Here is an 18,042-nt window from a genome sequence, read left to right on the forward strand (position 1 = left end):
CGGCCCTTCTTCATGCCTCGACGCGGATCAGTGGAAGCTGTCGCCGCAGGCGCAGCTGCCGGTCGCGTTGGGGTTGTCGATCGTGAAGCCCTGCTTCTCGATCGAGTCGACGAAGTCGATCACGGCGCTCGACACGTACGGCGCGCTCATCCGGTCGACGGCGACGCGAAGGCCGTCGAAGTCACGGAACAGGTCACCGTCGAGCGTGCGCTCGTCGAAGAACAGCTGGTAGCGCAGGCCCGCGCACCCACCGGGCTGGACGGCGATGCGCAGGTGCATGTCGTCGCGGCCCTCCTGCTCGAGCAGGGCCTTCGCCTTGCTGGCGGCGGCGTCGGTCAACGTGACGCCGTGGGTCTCCTCGGCGGTTTCGGCCTGAGCTGCGGCTGCCTGCTCAGCGGTCGTCATGGTTCTCCCTCTGGTCGAACTCGCTGCGGGTACTCGTCTTGCACATGGTCCAACACGTCGGAGTCCCGATCTGTTCCCCTCCATGGTGACATATCGCTCGGCCTGGTGCGTGGCACCGTGACGCCCGCGACTACCCTGGTGGGGTGAGGTTCCTGCGCCGTAGCACCACAGACTCCGCCACGACGGACACCGAGACCCCCGGCGACGAGGCCGTCGAGGTCCAGGCCAAGTCGTACACGCCCGGAAAGGGCAAGGCCACACCCAAGCGGCGTGAGGCCGAGGCCAAGCGCCGCGGCCCGGTGGCGCCCCCGCCGACCACCATGCGGGAGGCGATGAAGCGCAACAAGGAGCTCCGGAAGTCCGCGAAGGCCGACCCGGAGTACAAGCTCAAGCAGCGCAACGCCGCCAAGGAACGCCGTGAGCGGATGATGGCGGGCGAGGACAAGTACCTGCTCCCCCGTGACCGCGGCCCGGTCAAGGCGTACATCCGTGACCTGGTCGACTCGCGGCGCAACCTGCTCGGCCTGTTCATGCCGCTTGCGATCCTGGTGTTCGTCGCGCTGATCCTGCCGTACCCCGAGGTCCAGCGGTACGCGACGCTCCTGTGCACCGTGATGCTGCTCGGCATGATCGTCGAGGGTTTCCTCAGCGGGCGCCGGATCGCGAAGATGGTCCGCCTGAAGTTCCCGAACGAGACGATCAAGGGCACCTCCGTCGGCTGGTACTCCTTCATCCGCGCGAGCCAGATCCGCAAGCTGCGGGTTCCGAAGCCGCGAGTCAAGCCCGGCGACAAGGTCTGAGCAGGCGAAACCCAGGTCGTTAGCCAGCCTAACGGCCTGGGGTAGAGTCGCGCTCATGGAGTTTCGACGACTGGGCCGCAGCGGCCTCAATGTCAGTGAGATCTCGTACGGCAACTGGCTCACCCACGGGTCCCAGGTGGAAGAGGACCAGGCCCAGGCCTGCATCAAGGCGGCGCTCGACGTCGGCATCACCACGTTCGACACCGCTGACGTCTACGCCAACACGGCCGCCGAATCGGTACTCGGCCGCGGCCTGAAGGGCCTGCGCCGCGAAAGCCTGGAGATCTTCACCAAGGTCTACTGGCCGACCGGCCCCAAGGGCCCGAACGACCAGGGTCTCGGCCGCAAGCACATCATGGAGTCGGCGAACGCTTCGCTGAAGCGGCTCGGCACCGACTACGTCGACCTCTACCAGGCGCACCGGTTCGACCGGACCGTCCCGCTCGAAGAGACGTTCCTCGCCTTCGCCGACCTCGTGCGCCAAGGCAAGGTGCTCTACGTCGGCGTCTCCGAGTGGACCGCCGAGCAGATCACCCAGGGCGCGGCGATCGCACGCGAACTGAAGGTGCCCCTCATCTCGAACCAGCCGCAGTACAACGCCCTGTGGCGGGTCATCGAGGCGCAGGTCATCCCGGCCTCCGAACGCGAAGGGCTCAGCCAGATCGTCTGGTCGCCGATCGCGCAGGGCGTGCTCACCGGGAAGTACAAGCCCGGTCAGCCGCTGCCCGAGGGCTCCCGTGCGACCGACGAGAAGGGCGGCGCCAACATGGTCGCCCGCTTCCTCAACGACGACGTCCTCGAGCGCGTCCAGCGGCTTCAGCCGATCGCGGACAAGGCGGGACTGACGATGGCCCAGCTGTCCGTGGCGTGGGTGCTGCAGAACCAGAACGTCGCCTCGGCGATCATCGGCGCTTCGCGACCGGAGCAGGTGCACGAGAACGTGAAGGCGGCAGGCGTGAAGCTGGACGCGGATCTGCTCGCCGCGATCGACGAGGCCCTCGACGGCGTCGCCGAGACCGACCCGACGCTGACCCGCTCCCCCTGATCCCCGCAACGCGGTTAGCCGGCTGAATGCGGACGCTTTTCCCGCATTCAGCCGGCTAACGGCGACGGTCGCCGTGCGTCAGTCGCCGTGCACGCGCGAGTGATACGCGACCTGACCGTCGAGGTCGAGGGCGTCACCGGGAGCGCGCAAGGGATCGATGCCCAAGCCCCGCAGCAACCTGCTCGCGCCGGCGACCCGGTCGCCGGTCCGGCCGTCGAGCCGCTCCGGCCGGTGACCCCGCTGGATCAGCAGGCCCTCGACGTCGTCGATCAACCGGTACGGGTCGTAGACCTGCTGCTCAGGCATGAGCACCACCGGGAGCCCAGGTCTTCCCGGTGATCCGCTCGTAGACCTCGGTGTAGCGCTTGCGGGTCGCCTCGACGATCTCGTCCGGGATGGCCGGGCCGGGCGGCGTCTTGTCCCAACCGGTGGTCGTGGACCAGTCGCGGACGAACTGCTTGTCGAACGCGTGCTGCGTGCGGCCCGGCTCGTACTCGTCGGCGGGCCAGAAACGCGACGAGTCCGACGTGAGCACCTCGTCCCCGAGTGTCAGCACACCGTCGGCGTCGAAACCGAATTCGATCTTGGTGTCGGCGATGATGATGCCGTTCTTCGCCGCGTGCTCCGCACCCTTGGTATAGACCTCGAGCGTCAGGTCACGGATGCGGTCCGCGGTCTCCTGGCCGATCTCGTTCACGACGTCGGCGAAGGTCATGAACTCGTCGTGGCCGGTGTCGGAGATCTTCGTGGTGGGCGTGAAGATCGGCTCGGGCAGCTTGTCCGCCTCGACGAGACCGGCGGGCAGTTCGACGCCGGAAACCTTGCCGTCGCGCCGGTATTCACGCATTCCGAGACCGGTGAGGTAGCCGCGCGCGATGCACTCGACCTGGATCATCTTCAGCGGCTTGCACCGCATGGCGCGGCCGGCGAATTCGGCGGGGACGTCGGTCGTGGAGATGACGTGGTTCGGCACCACGTCGGCCATCTTTTCGAACCACCAGGCGGAAAGCTGGTTCAGCAGCGCGCCCTTGTCCGGAATCGGGGTCGGCAGCGAGACGTCGTAGACCGAAACGCGATCCGAGGCGACGAGCAGAATGTCGCCGTCGATTTCGTAAAGGTCCCGGACCTTACCCGCGTGAATGTGCTTCATGCCCCGTCCTCGATGTTGTATTCGTAAAAAATCCAGTGGTCCGGCAAGGCCGCCGATTCGCCGTACTCGAGTACGTCACCCTCGGCGGACAGAAACCTGTTGCGACTCAACAGAATCGCCGAACCTTCGGCCACTCCGAGTTCCGCCGCCTCCTCGGCACTCGCCAGCCCCGCGGCGTGCTGAGAATGAGTCGACGCCAGAACACGGCCTGTCCGGTCCGCCACGTATTTGACCGTGCCTTCGACGATCCGCACCGGCTCGAAGAGCAACGGGGCCTTCGACGCGACAGCGCCGTCGAACCACGAGACCGACGTCGACACCGGCCGGCCTTCGCCCGCATACGTGGTCCGTCGCCGACGGATCACCGGAGTACCTTCATCGATTCCGAGCGCGCCCGCCACCCGGTCCGGTGCGGACAGGAGGCCTGCTTCGCGGATTTTCGCGTAGTGGCCCGGTGGATAGACCTTGCCGGTTCGCGCGATCGAGATCGTCCGATCGTGCGCGGAGCGGTGCAGTGCCTTGGTCTGCACCACTGTCCCGACCCCGCGTACCGCGCGGACCAGACCTTCGGCGCGGAGCGTCGAGAGCACCTTCATCGCCGTCGCCATCGCGACGTTCCAGTTCCTGGCGATCTCCCGCGCGGACGGGACCGTGTCGCCTTCCTTGAGCCTGCCCGAAACGATGTCGTCGCGAATGCTTCCCGCGATCTGGAGATACGGCGGTTCGGGTCGATCGACGGCGGGCAAGGTGACTCCTCACAAGGTCGCGCGGTGCGCACAAGCGTTCTAGCACACCAATGGGCGAGCACCAAGGATCCTGCTCACACCCCATTATTACGTACTAGTACACATTCTGGACGGTGCTCTAGCACACCTGTTACTCTCCGAGAAGTTCCCGAAACCCGTTAGGGGGCTCGATGAACCACCTGAGCATCGACGAACTGCTCGAAGAGCTTCGAAGACGCCGGTGGGTCGTCTACATCTTCGGCCCCCGGGAGGAACCGGAGGTCTGGGCCGCCGTGTTCCAGTGGGACACCTGCGCCGACGTCCTCATCCTCCGCGGTGAGGAACGGGCGAGCGCCTTCCGCGTCACCACGGTCGCCGACACGGATGTCTTCCGGCCGGCACTCGTCTCATGGCAGTACCACTCCACGGCCGACTGGACCCTGCGCGCCGTGCTCACCATCCCGGCTCCCGGCGAGTCCGCCGCGCCGATCCAGCTGCTGCAACCACATCCGGACTGCGTGATCCCGATGGAAGCGCGCCGGCCGGTCACCATCCTGCCCGCCATACCGGCCAAGGCCGACCAGGGAGATCCCTAACCTCGGCCGATCACCTGCTCGGCGACAACGAGGTCGTGCGGGTAGGTGATCTTGAGGTTCTCCGCGCTGCCCGGAACCCACCGCACCGGCAGCGCGGAGAACCTTTCCATGCACGAAGACGTGTCCGTGCCGACGAAACCCTCTCGCTCGGCCGTTTCGTAGGCTTCGAGCAACGGGGCGGCGCGGAAGCCTTGTGGCGTCTGCACCCTGATCGCCCCGGGCAGCGCGCCGGAAACGGTGTCGCCGTCGACGCGCACGATGTCGTCGGCCGCGACGCCGGGCACCGCTCCCCCGTGGCGCCGCGTGCCGGCGAGGACGTCCGCGATCAGTTCCGGGGTGACGAGCGGACGGGCCGCGTCGTGCAGCAGTACGGCGTCGATCTCTCCGCTCTCGATACGGGAAGCCAAGTGGCGCAAGGCGTTCAGCTCCGAGCCCTGGCGCGTCGCGCCGCCGTGGACGAGTTCGACCTCGCCCGGATGCGCGGCGAGCACCTCGTGCGCGAGTTCGGTGTCCTGCGGCCGGATGACCAGCACGAGCACGTCGATCCCTGGCACGCGGGCGAAGGCACCGAGCGACCACGCGACGACCCGTTTGCCCGCCACCGGCAGGTAGACCTTGTTGAGTTTGGCGCCGACCCGGGTGCCCGCTCCGCTCGCGAGCACCACCCCGGCGGCCTTCGTCTGAGCCACAGGCAACTCTGGCACAGGCGGGTGGGTAGGTTGGGCCCGGCCACCGAAGCGATCCGAAGGGGCAGGGCGTTGGACGACGAAAACCTCGAGTTCGCCGAAGTCGAGCAGCCTGATGAACACGCGCGCTCGGCGGCGATCGCCCTGCACTCGAAACTGATCAAACCGGCGGGTTCGCTGGGCAGGCTCGAAGAACTGGGCGTGTGGGTCGCGGCCTGCCAGGGCCAGTCGCCGCCACGGCCGTTCACGCGGCCCCGGGTCGTGGTGTTCGCCGGGGACCACGGCATCGCCGCGAAGGGCGTCTCGGCCTATCCGGGTGAGGTCACCGCGCAACTCGTCGGCAGCATGCTGACCGGCGGCGCGGCCATCAACGTCCTGGCGGCCTCGGCGGGCGCGAGCGTCCGGGTCGTCGACATGGCCGTCGACAGCGACGCTCCCGCGACGCGGTCGATCGGCGAGTTCAAGGTGCGGCGCGGCTCCGGCTCGATCGACGTCGAGGACGCGCTGACCGACGAGGAGGCGCGTGCCGCCGTCCGCGCGGGCCGGGCGATCGCCGACGCCGAGGTCGACGGCGGGGCCGACCTGCTCATCGCGGGCGACCTCGGGATCGGGAACAGCACCCCGGCCTCGGTGCTGGTCGCGGCGCTGACCGGCAGCGAACCGGTGGCCGTCGTCGGCCGCGGTTCCGGGATCGACGACAACGCCTGGATGCGCAAGGCCGCGGCGGTCCGGGACGCGCTGCGGCGCGCGCGGACCGTACTGGCCGACCCGGTCGCGCTGCTGCGCACCGCCGCGGGCGCGGACATCGCCGCGATGGCGGGTTTCCTCGCGCAGGCCTCGCTCCGGAAGACGCCGGTGATCCTGGACGGCCTGGTCGCCTCCGCGGCCGCGCTGGTCGCCGAGGAACTCGTTCCCGGCGCGCGGCAGTGGTGGGCCGCGGGCCAGCGTGGCGGCGAACCCGCGCACGCGCTGGCGCTGGAGCACCTCGACCTGGACCCGATCCTGGACCTGGACGTGCGCCTCGGCGAGGGGACGGGCGCGGTCGCGGCGCTGCCGCTGGTGTTCATGGCGACGCGGGTGCTCGCGGAGATGGCCACGCACGAGCAGGCCGGGGTGAGCGGGCCGCTGATCGAGGCCCCCGCTTCCTGACGCGCTGTTCGCTCCGCCTCAGGGATGCGATGAAAGGCTCCTTCCTTGCAAATTTTGCAAGGAAGGAGCCTTTCATCGCATCCCGAGCACCTCCGGCCACCGAAGTGGTGAAGGCCTCCTTCCCTACGCTCAAGGTAGGGAAGGAGGCCTTCACGGACTTGCCGGCGCCGAAACCTCAGCCCAGCGGGTACATCCAGCCTTCCGGGGCGGGCCGGGTGCCCTCCTGGATCCCGGTCAGCGCGCCGCGCAGCTTCATCGTCAGCTCGCCGGGCTGCCCGCCCGCGACGGAGAACTCGCCGCCCGCGTGCTTCACGTGCCCGACCGGCGTGATGACCGCCGCGGTCCCGCAGGCGAACACCTCGGTCAGCTCGCCCGAGGCCGCCGCCTTCTCCCACTCGTCGGTGGAGACGCGCCGCTCCTCGACCTGGTGCCCGAACGACTTCGCCAGCTCCAGCAGCGACTTGCGGGTCACGCCCGGCAGGAGCGAGCCGGTCAGTTCCGGGGTCACGACGCGGGCCTCGTCACCGGAGCCGAAGACGAAGAACAGGTTCATCCCGCCCATTTCCTCGACCCAGCGCCGCTCGACCGCGTCGAGCCACACGACCTGGTCGCAGCCCTTCTCGACGGCCTGCGCCTGCGCGACGAAGGACGCCGCGTAGTTGCCCGCGCACTTCGCCTCGCCGGTGCCGCCGGGGACGGCGCGCACGTACTCGGTCGAGAGCCACACGCTCACCGGCTTCACGCCGCCGGCGAAGTACGAGCCGGCGGGCGAGCCGATCAGCGCGTAGAGGTACTCGTTCGCGGGCCGGTTGACGCCGAGCCCGGCTTCGGTGGAGATCATGAACGGCCGCAGGTACAGCGACTCGCCCGGCTTCGTCGGGACCCAGCGGGCGTCGACCGCGATGAGCTCGCGGATCGAGTCGAGGAAGGTCTCCACCGGCAGCTGCGGCATGGCGAGGCGCTCGGCCGAGTTGCGGAACCGGATCGCGTTCGCGTCGGGACGGAACGCCGCGATCGTGCCGTCCGGCTGGCGGTACGCTTTGAGGCCTTCGAAGATCGCCTGGCCGTAGTGCAGCACGGAGGTCGCCGGGTCGAGCGTGAGTGGCGCGTACGGCCCGACGGTGGCGTCGTGCCAGCCCTGCTCGGCACTCCATTTCACGGTCACCATGTGGTCGGTGAAGTGCAGGCCGAAGCCGGGTGCGGCCAATACGTCCGCGACGCGTTCCGGGCTCGCGGGGCTCGGGTGCGGGAGGTGGGTGAACTGCGTCGAGGTCGTCATGGCTAAGACGATAACGCTTGGTCGGACCCACGTTAGTCGGACGTCCGCATATCTTTACCTCCCGCGATCTGTCCGTCACGACGAACACGGGAGGGCCTTCGCCCTAGGATGGCGGCGTGACGTACAACCAGATGCAGCCCGCCCAACCGGCCCAGCCCGCCGCCCCCGGCGCGGGGGCAGACGTCAAGACCTTCGCGACGGCCGTGCTGCTCACCTTCGGCACCGGCGTGCTGATGATGGACGGCTGGGCCCTGCTCGACAGCGGCTTCGGTGCGTTCCTCGGCCTGGTCGCCGGCGGTTTCGGCATCTTCTGGTGGAAGAGCATCCACGGCAAGGTGTTCCCGCGCGAGCTGTCCACCAAATCGGTGGTCATCCTGACGGTGATCAACGTGGTGCTGGTGCTGCTCCTGCTGCTGCAGGTGAGCTAGAGCAACCCGTCGGGAAGGCCGGGCGCGGGCCAGTCCGGGTCGGGCCGGAAGTCGGTCCACGTCCCGTCGAAGGGGAACCGCCCGGCGTCCGCGAGTGCCCCGATCCGCTCGCCCTCGGCGCGCAGGCGTTCGAGCTGCCCCGCGGTGATGCGGCCGGCGAGGACGGCCTCCTCGGCCTCGTCCTCGTCCTTCCACTGCCATCGCCCGCCGGGCTCGACGGCGACGTCGAGGATGCCGTCGATGCGGTCGGGTCCCGACGCCGTGCGCCCCAGCGGGACCTCGAGGTTGACGTACCAGTTCAGGAAGCGGCCGCCGGCGTCGAAGAACCACCAGACCGACGACCATTCGTCGTCGGCGATGCGGCGCAGCGTCGAGGTGTCGCGCCAGAGGTCCGCCACGCGCACCCTCGGCACCCGGAACCGCTCCTCCAGCGGCGCCTCGCGGAAGAGGCGCCCGTCGGCGAGCCTGCTGCCGACGATCGGGGTGTCCGCGGGCAGCCAGCCGAGCAGCACGGTGCCGTCGTCGGAGATGACGCGAAGCGGGTGATGCTGGCCGATCGAGCCGTCCGGTCGCAGGAAGCGTTCGACGACCGTGTCGCCCGGGGTCCAGTGAGGATCACGCACGCCTTGAACGGTACCGACGGGCGCGGACCCGCAGAACCAGTTCGGCGAGCGTTCCCACTCCCGCGAGCCCGAGGGCCACGACCGGCCCAGCGAAGGCCGCGGCGACGGCCACGATCAGTCCACAAGCGAGTGTCGCCTTCGGACGTTCCGGGGAAAGCCGCTCGCGGCCGTCGGTGAAGGCGTCCACCGCGACGGGGACGGTCGCCACGGCGGCCACGACGGTCAGCACCGGCAGCAGCGAAACCGCGTCGGCCGCGGCGAGGAGCTCACGGAACGACGTCGCCGAAAGCCCCAGCCGGATCGGGCCCAGCTGGTAGAGGGCGACGGCGGTGATCGCGACGGCCACGGCGCCCACCGCGGCGGCGCGGCCCGCGCCGGGACGGCGGGGCAGCAGGAACGGCAGCAGCACCAGCACGGCGAGGCCGAGCCCGGGCACGGACGGCGGGTCCGGCGCGATGAACTGCGCCAGCGGCGGGATCCCTACGCAGATCGCGATCAGGGACACGGCCGCGGCCAGCAGCAGGCCGGTGACCCAGCGGGCGGCGTAGTCGCCGAGGCGGACCCCGGCCAGGTCGGCGACGGTCACCACGGCGGCGAACACCGCGGCGGCGGCTCCCGGCGCGGACGGGAAGAGGTACTGGCCGAACGTCGTCGCGAAGACCAGGACCAGGCCCAGCCGCGAAACGGAGCCCGCGATCCGATCGGGCCGGGTGTCGCCCACCGGCGGCAGCAGCGCCTCCGCCGCGACGGCGAGCACGGCCGCGACCACGGCGGCGGCGAGCACCCAGTAATCCGCTCCGGAGGTGCCCGCCGCCAGTGCGATGAGCAGACCGCCCGCCAGCCGCACGCCGTCTCCCTTCCTGTACACCGAGTGACCCGATCGGCCCCGCTGTTACCCCAGGTCCCGCTGTCATTAGCATGGCTCACGATCCAACCGGGCGGCCGCCCGGTACCACCGCGAACGCGCGAGGAGCCAGAAGTGACCGTGCCGAAGCTTGCCCTGACCGAGAACGCAGAAGCGGCGCTTGCCAAGACGCGCGCCGACGTCGTCGTCATCGGAACCCTGCAGGGCGAGGACGGCCTGGCGCTCGCCGCCGGCTCCTCCGTCGCCGACGCCGCCTTCGACGGCAAGCTCGCCGACGTCCTCGGCACCCTCGGCGCGTCCGGCAAGGCCGACGAGATCGTCAAGGTACCGACGCTGGGCAAGCTGACCGCCGGTGTCGTGCTGGCCGTCGGCCTCGGCAAGGCGGGCACGGACGGCGTCACCGCCGAGCAGGTCCGCCGGGGCGCCGGGGCCGCCGCGCGGGCGCTGAGCGGGACCGACCGCGCGTTCGTCACGCTGTCGGCGATCGACCTCCAGGCCGCCGTCGAGGGCACCGTGCTCGGCGCGTACTCCTTCACCGAGTACCGCTCCGAGAAGGGTGACGCCCCGGTCGCCAAGGTCGACTTCGTGAGCCCCGAAGAGGGCACCGCCAAGGACCACAAGGCGACGCTGAAGGCCGCCGGCCTGATCGCCGAATCGGTCATCATCGCCCGCGACCTGATCAACACCCCGCCGAACGACCTGTTCCCGGCCTCCTTCGCCGACCGCGCGAAGACGCTGGCCGAGGCGCACAACCTCGACTTCGAGGTCCTCGACGAGAAGGCCCTCAAGCGCAAGGGCTTCGGCGGCATCCTCGGCGTCGGCGGCGGTTCGTCGCGGCAGCCGCGCCTGCTGCGCATCGCCTACAAGCCCGCGAAGGCCTCGAAGAAGGTCGCGCTGGTCGGCAAGGGCATCACCTTCGACTCGGGCGGCATCTCGATCAAGCCCGCCGCGAACATGGACCACATGACCTCGGACATGTCGGGCGCGGCCGCCGTGCTCGCTTCCGTGGTGCTGGCCGCGAAGCTGAAGTACCCGCTCGAGGTCGTCGCGCACATCCCGCTGGCGGAGAACCTGCCCTCGGCCACCTCGTACCGGCCGGGCGACGTGCTCAGCATGTACGGCGGCAAGACCGTCGAGGTGCTCAACACCGACGCCGAAGGCCGTCTCGTGCTGGCCGACGCCATCGTGCGCGCGGGCGAGGAGAACCCCGACTACCTGATCGAGACCTCGACCCTGACCGGCGCGCAGGTCGTCGCGCTGGGCAACCGGACCGCGGGCGTCATGGGTTCGGACGAGTTCCGCGACCGCGTCGCCTCGATCGCGCAGGCCACCGGCGAGGGCGGCTGGGCCATGCCGCTGCCGGAGGAGCTGCGCGCCGACCTCGACTCGCGCCTCGCCGACCTGGCCAACGTCACCGGGCACCGCTGGGGCGGCATGCTCGCCGCGGGCATCTTCCTGCGCGAGTTCGTCACCGAGGGCCTGCCCTGGGCGCATATCGACATCGCGGGCCCGTCGTTCAACACCTCCGGGCCGTGGGGTTACACCGGCAAGGGCGGCACCGGCGTCCCGGTCCGCACCATCGCCGCGGTCCTCGCGGACATCGCCGCGAACGGCTGACCCTTTCGCGCGTGAAGGCCCCCTTCCCTCGGCTGAGCCGAGGGAAGGGGGCCTTCACGCGCTTCACGGCCACCGTGGTCCGGTGGTGTGGCAAGGTCGTTTCCGTGGACAGGGACGCGTACCTCGAAGGCGCGATCAGGGACGTGCTGAGCGGTGACGACGCGGCGCTCGACGATCGGATCGCGCACGCGGCCCTGCTGTTCGCCGCGTCCGGGACGATGGCGGAGGCCGACAGGCTGATCACGCATTGGCACGCGCTCACCGAACGGCCCGTCACCGCACTCGTGCCCGGCGGGCTGCAGGCCCGCGCGTGGGCGATGCTCTTCGAGGCACAAGGGACGCGGCCGGAGTGGGCCGAGGCGCTGACTCCGCTCGATCTCGACGCCGAGGAACGCGCGCACGACGAGCACCTCGCCCGGCGGGCGTCCGATTTCGACGGTCTGTTCGGCGGCTCTCCGATCGGCGAGGCCGTCACGCGTCTCGGGCCGTCGCGCCCGGACCGGTTGCGCGAAGCCGTCGCGCGAGGCGATCTGGACGCCTGGGCGGAGATCGCGTCGCGCCAGGGCCGCCCGGACGTCGCCATGGCGGCCGCGACACGACGGCTCGCACCACGTCTGGTCGCGGGAGCCGACCCGCTCGGGCTCGGCGAGTGGCCGGAAGTCTGCGCCGGGGCACTGGTCGCGGCGCTGTACGAACGCTACCCGCCGGACACCGGCTCCTGGCGCGAGATGATCGCGGGCATCCTGCGGCTGCGCGGCGGAGGCACCGCTCCCCCTGCCGCTTCCCTTCGCGCCATCGGCGCCGCCGAGGCGCGGCTCGGCCTCCGGCTGCCCGGCGACTACCGCGAGTTCCTCCAGACCTGCGACGGCCTGCCCGCCGACGTCGTCTTCCCGCGGCTGCTCGGGACCGCGGAACTCCGCGCCGAAGGCGGTGTCGTCGTGATCGCGGAGCCGGCCGTCGTGCTGCTGACGGCCGCCGGCGAAGAGTGGCGGACGGTCGAAATCGACCCGGCGCTGGGCACGACGGTGCATCCGACGTTCCGGGCGCTGCTGGAGCGGCACCTACTCCTTCTGGCGCAATCCGCGTGAACTCCGCCGGGCCCGCCTCAGGCTTCGCCGCGCTTCTTCCGCTCGGTGTACTCCCGCATCCTCTTCGGGTAGCCGACCCGCGCCACCTCGTACACCGGGATCGACCGTTTGTGACCGAACTGCTGCGCCGCGTCCAGGCTCTCGATCCGGCGCCGGGTCCACTCACCATCGTGGGCGATGAGGACGACGGTGGTCTCCGTGACGTTGGTCTTCGGCTCGACATAGGCCTCGACGCCGGTCCGTGAAGAGGCCCACTCCTCTAGATGCTTGAAGTCGTTTGAAGAGGCTTTCCGCAGCGTGCCGGGCTTTTGCCCGCCTTTAGAGCGCCGGCGCAGCGAGTCGAACAGACCCACTCCGACCACCTCACTTCCCAGTCGCGTCCAGTGTCCATTATCCCGACTCGGGTGTGTGCTCACCGTGGCGACCCTGGCGGGTCGTGTCCCGTGGGTCACAGGACGCGGCCTAGGTCGCAGCCTCTCCGCACGTAGTGACAAGATGGCGAGTGTCCGCGCGCGCGTATACCGCGCGAAGCGGCGCCAGAGCACCACCCCTACCGCTTGCCGAGGAGTTACTGAAGTGACCGACACCTCCGCCGACCTTGTGATCCTGGGTGGCGGATCGGGCGGCTACGCCGCCGCGTTCCGCGCGGCCGAGCTGGGCCTTTCCGTCACCCTGATCGAAAAGGACAAGCTTGGCGGGACGTGCCTCCACCGAGGCTGCATCCCGACCAAGGCCCTCCTGCACGCGGCGGAGGTCGCCGACGAGACCCGCGACGCCGAGACCTTCGGTGTCAAGGCCGTGCTGGAAGGCATCGACATCGCCGGCGTCAACAAGTACAAGGACGGGATCATCTCGCGCCTGTACAAGGGCCTCCAGGGTCTGGCCAAGGCGCACAAGGTGAACCTCGTCGAGGGCACCGGGACGTTCGTCGGCGGCACGACCGTCGAGGTCGAAGGCACCCGCTACACCGGCAAGAACGTCATCCTCGCCACCGGCTCGTACTCGAAGACGCTGCCCGGCCTGGAGCTGGGCGGCCGCATCATCGCGAGCGAGCAGGCGCTTTCGCTGGACTACATCCCGAAGAAGGCCATCGTCCTCGGCGGTGGTGTCATCGGTGTCGAATTCGCGTCCGTCTGGGCGTCCTTCGGCGTCGACGTCACCATCGTGGAGGCGCTGCCCCGCCTGGTTCCGAACGAGGACGAGTACGCGTCCAAGCAGCTCGAGCGCGCTTTCCGCCGCCGCAAGATCGCCTTCAAGACCGGCGTCCGGTTCACCGGCGCCAAGCAGGACGACAACGGCGTCAGCGTGTCGCTGGAGTCCGGCGAGACGCTCGAAGCCGACCTGCTGCTGGTCGCCGTGGGCCGTGGCCCGAACTCGGCCGGGCACGGCTACGAGGAGGCGGGCGTCAAGATGGAGCGCGGCTTCGTCCTCACCGACGACCGCCTGCGCACCAACCTGCCGAACGTCTACGCCGTCGGTGACATCGTCCCCGGCCTGCAGCTCGCGCACCGCGGGTTCCAGCAGGGCATCTTCGTCGCGGAGGAGATCGCCGGCCAGGAGCCGCGCGTGATCGACGAGAGCGGCATCCCGCGCGTCACCTACTCGCACCCCGAGGTCGCTTCGGTCGGCCTCACCGAGTCGCAGGCGAAGGAGAAGTACGGCTCCGGCGTCACCACCTTCACCTACGACCTCGGTGGCAACGGAAAGAGCCAGATCCTCAAGACCTCCGGTGGGGTCAAGCTGATCAAGGCTCCGGAAGGACCGGTCGTGGGCGTGCACATGGTGGGCGACCGCGTCGGCGAGCTGATCGGCGAAGCGCAGCTGATCTACAGCTGGGAGGCGTTCCCCGAGGACGTGGCTCCCCTCATCCACGCGCACCCCACCCAGACCGAGGCCCTCGGTGAAGCGTTCCTCGCCCTCGCGGGCAAGCCGCTGCACGTCCACAGCTGACGTCTCACCGTCGAAGAACCAGACCAAGCAAGACATATCAAGGGAGTCAGCGAACGATGGCCTACTCCGTCACGTTGCCGGAGCTCGGTGAGAGCGTCACCGAGGGCACCGTCACCCGGTGGTTGAAGCAGGAGGGCGACACCGTCGAGGTCGACGAGCCGTTGCTCGAGATCTCCACGGACAAGGTCGACACCGAGGTCCCGTCCCCGGTCGCCGGCAAGGTCGTGAAGATCAGCGCTCAGGAGGACGAGACCGTCGAGGTCGGCGGTGTGCTCGCCGTCATCGACGACGGGACCGGCGGGGTGCCGGAGTCCTCCGGTTCCGCCGAGCCGGCCGCCGAAGAGGCGCAGCCCGAGCCGGAGCCGGAGCCCGCGAAGGAGGAGGCCTCCGCGCCGTCCCAGCCGGACACCGCGCCGGCTTCGGGCGGCGAAGGCACCGAGGTGAAGCTGCCCGAGCTGGGCGAGAGCGTCACCGAGGGCACGGTCACCCGGTGGCTCAAGCAGGTCGGCGAGAGCGTCGAGGTCGACGAGCCGTTGCTCGAGATCTCCACGGACAAGGTCGACACCGAGGTCCCGTCCCCGGTCGCCGGCACCGTGCTGGAGATCCGCGCCGGTGAGGACGAGACCGTCGAGGTCGGCGGTGTGCTCGCGGTGATCGGGGCCGCCGGTTCCGCCCCGGCCCCGAAGGCCGAGCCCAAGCCGGAACCCAAGCCCGAGCCCAAGCCGGAACCCAAGCCCGAGCCGAAGCCGGAACCGAAGCCCGAGCCCAAGGCCGAAGCGGCTCCCGCGCCGAAGCCCGCCCCGGCTCCTCAGGCCGCCCCGGCTCCCAAGGCCGAGGCCCCGAAGCCGGCGGCGAGCAGCGACAACGGCTCGGACAACGCGCCGTACGTGACGCCGCTGGTCCGCAAGCTCGCTTCGGAGCACGGCATCGATCTGTCGTCGCTGACCGGCAGCGGTGTCGGTGGCCGCATCCGCAAGCAGGACGTGCTCGCGGCCGCCGAGGCCAAGCAGAAGGCCGCCCCGGCTCCCGCCGCGCAGCCCGCTGCCGCCGCCCCGGCTCCCGCCGCCGCCCCGTCGGCTCCGCGCAAGGCCGCGGTTTCGCCGGAGCTCGCGGCCCTGCGCGGCACCGTCCAGAAGGCCAGCCGGATCCGCCAGATCACCGCCACGAAGACCCGCGAGTCGCTGCAGGTTTCCGCGCAGCTCACGCAGGTCCACGAGGTGGACGTCACGAAGATCGCCAAGCTCCGCCAGCGGGCGAAGGCGGCCTTCAAGGAGCGCGAGGGCGTCAACCTGACGTTCCTGCCGTTCTTCGCGAAGGCCACCGTCGAGGCGCTCAAGCAGCACCCGAACGTCAACGCGTCCTACAACGAGGACACGAAGGAGATCACTTACCACGGTGCGGTGCACCTGGGGATCGCGGTGGACACCGAAAAGGGTCTGCTGTCGGTGGTCATCCACGACGCGGGTGAGCTCAGCCTCGCCGGTCTCGCGCACCGCATCGCAGACCTGGCGGGCCGCGCGCGTTCGGGCCAGATCAAGCCGGACGAGCTGTCGGGCGGCACCTTCACGATCACGAACATCGGCTCCAACGGCGCCCTGTTCGACACGCCGATCATCGTGCAGCCGCAGTCCGGCATGCTCGGGACCGGCGCGGTCGTGAAGCGCCCGGTCGTGATCGCGGACGCCGACGGCAACGACACGATCGCCGTCCGGTCGATGGCGTTCCTGCCGCTGACCTACGACCACCGCCTGGTGGACGGGGCCGACGCGGGCCGCTTCGTCACCACGATCAAGCAGCGTCTGGAAGAGGGCAACTTCGAGGACGAGCTCGGTCTCTGATCCTCCGGTAGTCCGTGAAAGGCCCTCGCTCCGCTTCGGCGGGGCGGGGGCCTTCCTCTTTTCTCCCGCATTTAGTCCTCTCGATGCGGTAGTTGGCATCGCGAACCACCGCATTCAGAGGACTGAACGCGAGGGTTTGACAGGCAGCCGGAACTCTAGTATTCCGGAATTACGGAAAACAAGAGGAGGGAGCCGCCCATGCTGACCAGACGCCATCTGCTGGCCGGTGCCGCCGCGGGATCGGCCGCGTTGCTGCTACCGGGAACCGCGACCGCGGCCCAGCCGGACACGAAGACCGAACAGGGTTGGCTCGACTGGATCGCCACCCATCGAAGCGATGTCTCCGTCCTGATCGACGACGGCGCGGGCCGCCGCGCCGCGCGCGACGCCGACGTCCGGCGCGTTCTGGCCTCGTCGGTCAAGGTCGTGCATCTCAGCGCGTACGCCGTCGCGGTCGCCGAGGGCAGGCTCGACCCGAAGGAACAGATCCGGGTGGGCGACTGGGACGCCCACCATCCCTTCGTCGCCGACGGCCGCGCGCATTTCCAGGCGCTCAACTGGCTGGGCGTCCCTTGCGACGAGTACGGCATCGCCAAGGATCCCGAGCAGCGTGTCCCCCTGGCGAGGCTCGCCGAAGCGATGATCCTTTTCAGCGACAACGCCGCCACGGACTATCTCCGTGTCCGCCTCGGCGACCCCGCCCTCCAGCGGGCGGCGGCGCGGGGCGGCTGGTTCCGGCCGGACACCCGATCTCTCGGCGGCGAGGTCCTGATGCTGATGATGCCGGAGTACGGGCCCCCACCCGGCAGCCCGGTCGCCGTCCGGCGGGCGATGGGTGACGCGGTCGCGCGCCGGTTCGTGCGCGATCCGGGGTTCCGCGCCGAAGCTTTCATACGCTGGCCCGACATGCCGGGCACCTCCGACGCTCAATGGCCGTGGATCAAGGGGCACGGCCAGGGCTCGGCGTCGGATCTGTTCACGCTTCACCGCAGCATCGCGAAGGGCATGTACGCACCCGCGCGCGAGATCCTCGCGAAGCCGCTCGCGGACCGCGTACCGCCCGGAGCGAACGAAGTGCTCTTCAAGGGCGGAAGCCTGCCGCGTTCACTGACCCTCGGGCTTTCCGTCCGCTGGCCGGGCGGGCGTTCGGGCACGGCGGCCGTCCTGCTCACCGGCGTGAGCGACCAGGACATGCAGAACGCCCTGCCGCTCATCGAACTCGTACTCGCGGCGCTGTCCGACCCGGCCCGGTTCACCGCCCTGGAACGAGCGCTCCGCTGATCGACGGTATAGATAACCGGTATGGACGCTGAGCTCGCCGACCGGATCGCCGCACTCGAAGCACGGGTCGCCGCGCTTGAAGGCGAGCAGCAGGCCGAACCGGTGACAGGCCCTGGCGGGCTGGTCGGCTATCAGGGCGAGCTGACCGAGCCGTTCGAACTGAGCTGGGCGATCAACGTCACGCCCGGCCCGATGCTGGCGCTCGCGGACGGGCCGCGGGTCGAAGTGCTCGCGGCCCTGTCCAGCACCGCACGGGTGGCACTGGTGCGGACGCTGGCCGAAAAGGGCGCGCAGACCGCGCCCACCCTTCAGGAGGCCGCCGAACTCGGATCGCCGGGCCAGCTGTACCACCACCTCAAAGCGCTGACCGGCGCCGGAATCGTCGAGCAGGACAAACGCGGCAGTTACCGGCTCCGGCCCGCCGCGACGATCCCGGTGCTGGTGCTGCTCACCGCCGCGTCCGACGTCGCCGGGCAACTGAAGAACCTGAGCGTGCGCCCGGATCGCGGATAGGACA

General features: G+C 69.9%; 20 protein-coding genes. 11 read left to right on the plus strand and 9 right to left on the minus strand.

Annotated features, from left to right (window positions below; translation table 11 throughout):
- Window positions 1-27: 27 nt before the first annotated feature.
- Complete coding sequence (locus AC069H_RS31355) at window positions 28-405, minus strand: HesB/IscA family protein (protein WP_016336060.1); 378 nt, start codon at window positions 403-405, stop codon at window positions 28-30.
- A 143-nt stretch (window positions 406-548) separates the two neighbouring features.
- On the opposite strand from AC069H_RS31355, the gene AC069H_RS31360 reads away from it, so the two are divergent.
- Window positions 549-1,205, plus strand: a complete 657-nt coding sequence (locus AC069H_RS31360; RefSeq protein WP_126733787.1) for a DUF3043 domain-containing protein — start codon at window positions 549-551, stop codon at window positions 1,203-1,205.
- Window positions 1,206-1,260: 55 nt separating this feature from the next.
- Window positions 1,261-2,250, plus strand: a complete 990-nt coding sequence (locus tag AC069H_RS31365) for an aldo/keto reductase family protein (RefSeq protein ID WP_478234715.1) — start codon at window positions 1,261-1,263, stop codon at window positions 2,248-2,250.
- A gap of 78 nt (window positions 2,251-2,328) precedes the next feature.
- Here AC069H_RS31365 and AC069H_RS31370 read toward each other — a convergent pair whose 3' ends face one another.
- From AC069H_RS31370 to AC069H_RS31380, 3 genes are read right to left on the minus strand one after another with little or no spacing between them, the layout of a single operon-like run.
- On the minus strand, window positions 2,329-2,556 hold the full coding sequence (locus AC069H_RS31370) for a hypothetical protein (RefSeq protein ID WP_219150104.1): 228 nt from the start codon (window positions 2,554-2,556) through the stop codon (window positions 2,329-2,331).
- Complete coding sequence (locus AC069H_RS31375; RefSeq protein ID WP_340687485.1) at window positions 2,549-3,400, minus strand: phosphoribosylaminoimidazolesuccinocarboxamide synthase; 852 nt, start codon at window positions 3,398-3,400, stop codon at window positions 2,549-2,551. The genes AC069H_RS31370 and AC069H_RS31375 overlap by 8 nt, the downstream gene beginning before the upstream one ends.
- Entirely contained in the window at window positions 3,397-4,146 is a 750-nt protein-coding gene (locus tag AC069H_RS31380; RefSeq protein ID WP_478234716.1) for a GntR family transcriptional regulator, read from the minus strand. The genes AC069H_RS31375 and AC069H_RS31380 overlap by 4 nt, the downstream gene beginning before the upstream one ends.
- Window positions 4,147-4,316: 170 nt before the next feature.
- Between AC069H_RS31380 and AC069H_RS31385 the strand changes: the two genes are divergently transcribed.
- Window positions 4,317-4,721: a hypothetical protein gene (locus AC069H_RS31385; protein WP_478227262.1), complete on the plus strand. Its 405-nt coding sequence runs from the start codon at window positions 4,317-4,319 to the stop codon at window positions 4,719-4,721.
- Here AC069H_RS31385 and AC069H_RS31390 read toward each other — a convergent pair.
- Entirely contained in the window at window positions 4,718-5,386 is a 669-nt protein-coding gene (locus tag AC069H_RS31390) for an IspD/TarI family cytidylyltransferase (protein ID WP_478227292.1), read from the minus strand. The genes AC069H_RS31385 and AC069H_RS31390 overlap by 4 nt on opposite strands.
- Before the next feature lie 93 nt (window positions 5,387-5,479).
- On the opposite strand from AC069H_RS31390, the gene cobT reads away from it, so the two are divergent.
- Window positions 5,480-6,556 (plus strand): nicotinate-nucleotide--dimethylbenzimidazole phosphoribosyltransferase, encoded by a 1,077-nt coding sequence (gene cobT / locus AC069H_RS31395; protein WP_478234717.1) that lies wholly within the window; start codon window positions 5,480-5,482, stop codon window positions 6,554-6,556.
- Window positions 6,557-6,731: 175 nt separating this feature from the next.
- On the opposite strand, the gene AC069H_RS31400 is transcribed toward cobT, so the two are convergent.
- Entirely contained in the window at window positions 6,732-7,835 is a 1,104-nt protein-coding gene (locus AC069H_RS31400) for a branched-chain amino acid aminotransferase (RefSeq protein ID WP_378443085.1), read from the minus strand.
- Window positions 7,836-7,951: 116 nt separating this feature from the next.
- Between AC069H_RS31400 and AC069H_RS31405 the strand changes: the two genes are divergently transcribed.
- The gene (locus AC069H_RS31405; protein WP_478227263.1) at window positions 7,952-8,263 is read left to right on the plus strand and encodes a hypothetical protein; all 312 of its coding nucleotides are present in this window, start codon (window positions 7,952-7,954) and stop codon (window positions 8,261-8,263) included.
- Here the strand turns inward: AC069H_RS31405 and AC069H_RS31410 are convergent.
- Together AC069H_RS31410 and AC069H_RS31415 are read right to left on the minus strand one after the other, a co-directional pair.
- Complete coding sequence (locus tag AC069H_RS31410; RefSeq protein ID WP_478234718.1) at window positions 8,260-8,886, minus strand: DUF402 domain-containing protein; 627 nt, start codon at window positions 8,884-8,886, stop codon at window positions 8,260-8,262. The genes AC069H_RS31405 and AC069H_RS31410 overlap by 4 nt on opposite strands.
- Window positions 8,879-9,754, minus strand: a complete 876-nt coding sequence (locus AC069H_RS31415; RefSeq protein WP_478227265.1) for a hypothetical protein — start codon at window positions 9,752-9,754, stop codon at window positions 8,879-8,881. The genes AC069H_RS31410 and AC069H_RS31415 overlap by 8 nt, the downstream gene beginning before the upstream one ends.
- A 111-nt stretch (window positions 9,755-9,865) precedes the next feature.
- Between AC069H_RS31415 and AC069H_RS31420 the strand changes: the two genes are divergently transcribed.
- Window positions 9,866-11,368, plus strand: a complete 1,503-nt coding sequence (locus AC069H_RS31420; protein WP_478234719.1) for a leucyl aminopeptidase — start codon at window positions 9,866-9,868, stop codon at window positions 11,366-11,368.
- A 104-nt stretch (window positions 11,369-11,472) separates the two neighbouring features.
- Window positions 11,473-12,456: an SMI1/KNR4 family protein gene (locus tag AC069H_RS31425; protein ID WP_478234720.1), complete on the plus strand. Its 984-nt coding sequence runs from the start codon at window positions 11,473-11,475 to the stop codon at window positions 12,454-12,456.
- A 17-nt stretch (window positions 12,457-12,473) separates the two neighbouring features.
- On the opposite strand, the gene AC069H_RS31430 is transcribed toward AC069H_RS31425, so the two are convergent.
- Complete coding sequence (locus AC069H_RS31430) at window positions 12,474-12,818, minus strand: hypothetical protein (protein ID WP_020630431.1); 345 nt, start codon at window positions 12,816-12,818, stop codon at window positions 12,474-12,476.
- 214 nt (window positions 12,819-13,032) lie between these two features.
- On the opposite strand from AC069H_RS31430, the gene lpdA reads away from it, so the two are divergent.
- The 4 genes from lpdA to AC069H_RS31450 all read left to right on the plus strand — a co-directional run bounded on the left by lpdA (window position 13,033) and on the right by AC069H_RS31450 (window position 18,038).
- A complete protein-coding gene (lpdA, locus tag AC069H_RS31435) occupies window positions 13,033-14,406 on the plus strand; it encodes a dihydrolipoyl dehydrogenase (RefSeq protein WP_340687465.1) in 1,374 nt (457 codons plus the stop codon).
- Between the two features lie 56 nt (window positions 14,407-14,462).
- Window positions 14,463-16,244: a 2-oxoglutarate dehydrogenase, E2 component, dihydrolipoamide succinyltransferase gene (sucB, locus tag AC069H_RS31440; RefSeq protein WP_478234721.1), complete on the plus strand. Its 1,782-nt coding sequence runs from the start codon at window positions 14,463-14,465 to the stop codon at window positions 16,242-16,244.
- Window positions 16,245-16,442: 198 nt separating this feature from the next.
- Window positions 16,443-17,525, plus strand: coding sequence for a serine hydrolase (locus AC069H_RS31445; protein ID WP_478234722.1), 1,083 nt, complete (start codon window positions 16,443-16,445; stop codon window positions 17,523-17,525).
- Window positions 17,526-17,546: 21 nt separating this feature from the next.
- A complete protein-coding gene (locus AC069H_RS31450; RefSeq protein ID WP_478234723.1) occupies window positions 17,547-18,038 on the plus strand; it encodes an ArsR/SmtB family transcription factor in 492 nt (163 codons plus the stop codon).
- Window positions 18,039-18,042 lie beyond the last annotated feature (4 nt).

This window comes from Amycolatopsis sp. NPDC043887 (assembly GCF_056435665.1).

Bases quoted from the DNA above. Each gene is read 5' to 3' on its own strand.
- AC069H_RS31375 (WP_340687485.1), bottom strand. From the start codon at position 3,400: ATGAAGCACATTCACGCGGGTAAGGTCCGGGACCTTTACGAAATCGAC.
- AC069H_RS31355 (WP_016336060.1), bottom strand. From the start codon at position 405: ATGACGACCGCTGAGCAGGCAGCCGCAGCTCAGGCCGAAACCGCCGAG.
- sucB (WP_478234721.1), top strand. From the start codon at position 14,463: ATGGCCTACTCCGTCACGTTGCCGGAGCTCGGTGAGAGCGTCACCGAG.
- AC069H_RS31400 (WP_378443085.1), bottom strand. From the start codon at position 7,835: ATGACGACCTCGACGCAGTTCACCCACCTCCCGCACCCGAGCCCCGCG.
- AC069H_RS31370 (WP_219150104.1), bottom strand. From the start codon at position 2,556: ATGCCTGAGCAGCAGGTCTACGACCCGTACCGGTTGATCGACGACGTC.
- AC069H_RS31385 (WP_478227262.1), top strand. From the start codon at position 4,317: ATGAACCACCTGAGCATCGACGAACTGCTCGAAGAGCTTCGAAGACGC.
- AC069H_RS31445 (WP_478234722.1), top strand. From the start codon at position 16,443: ATGCTGACCAGACGCCATCTGCTGGCCGGTGCCGCCGCGGGATCGGCC.
- AC069H_RS31365 (WP_478234715.1), top strand. From the start codon at position 1,261: ATGGAGTTTCGACGACTGGGCCGCAGCGGCCTCAATGTCAGTGAGATC.
- AC069H_RS31450 (WP_478234723.1), top strand. From the start codon at position 17,547: ATGGACGCTGAGCTCGCCGACCGGATCGCCGCACTCGAAGCACGGGTC.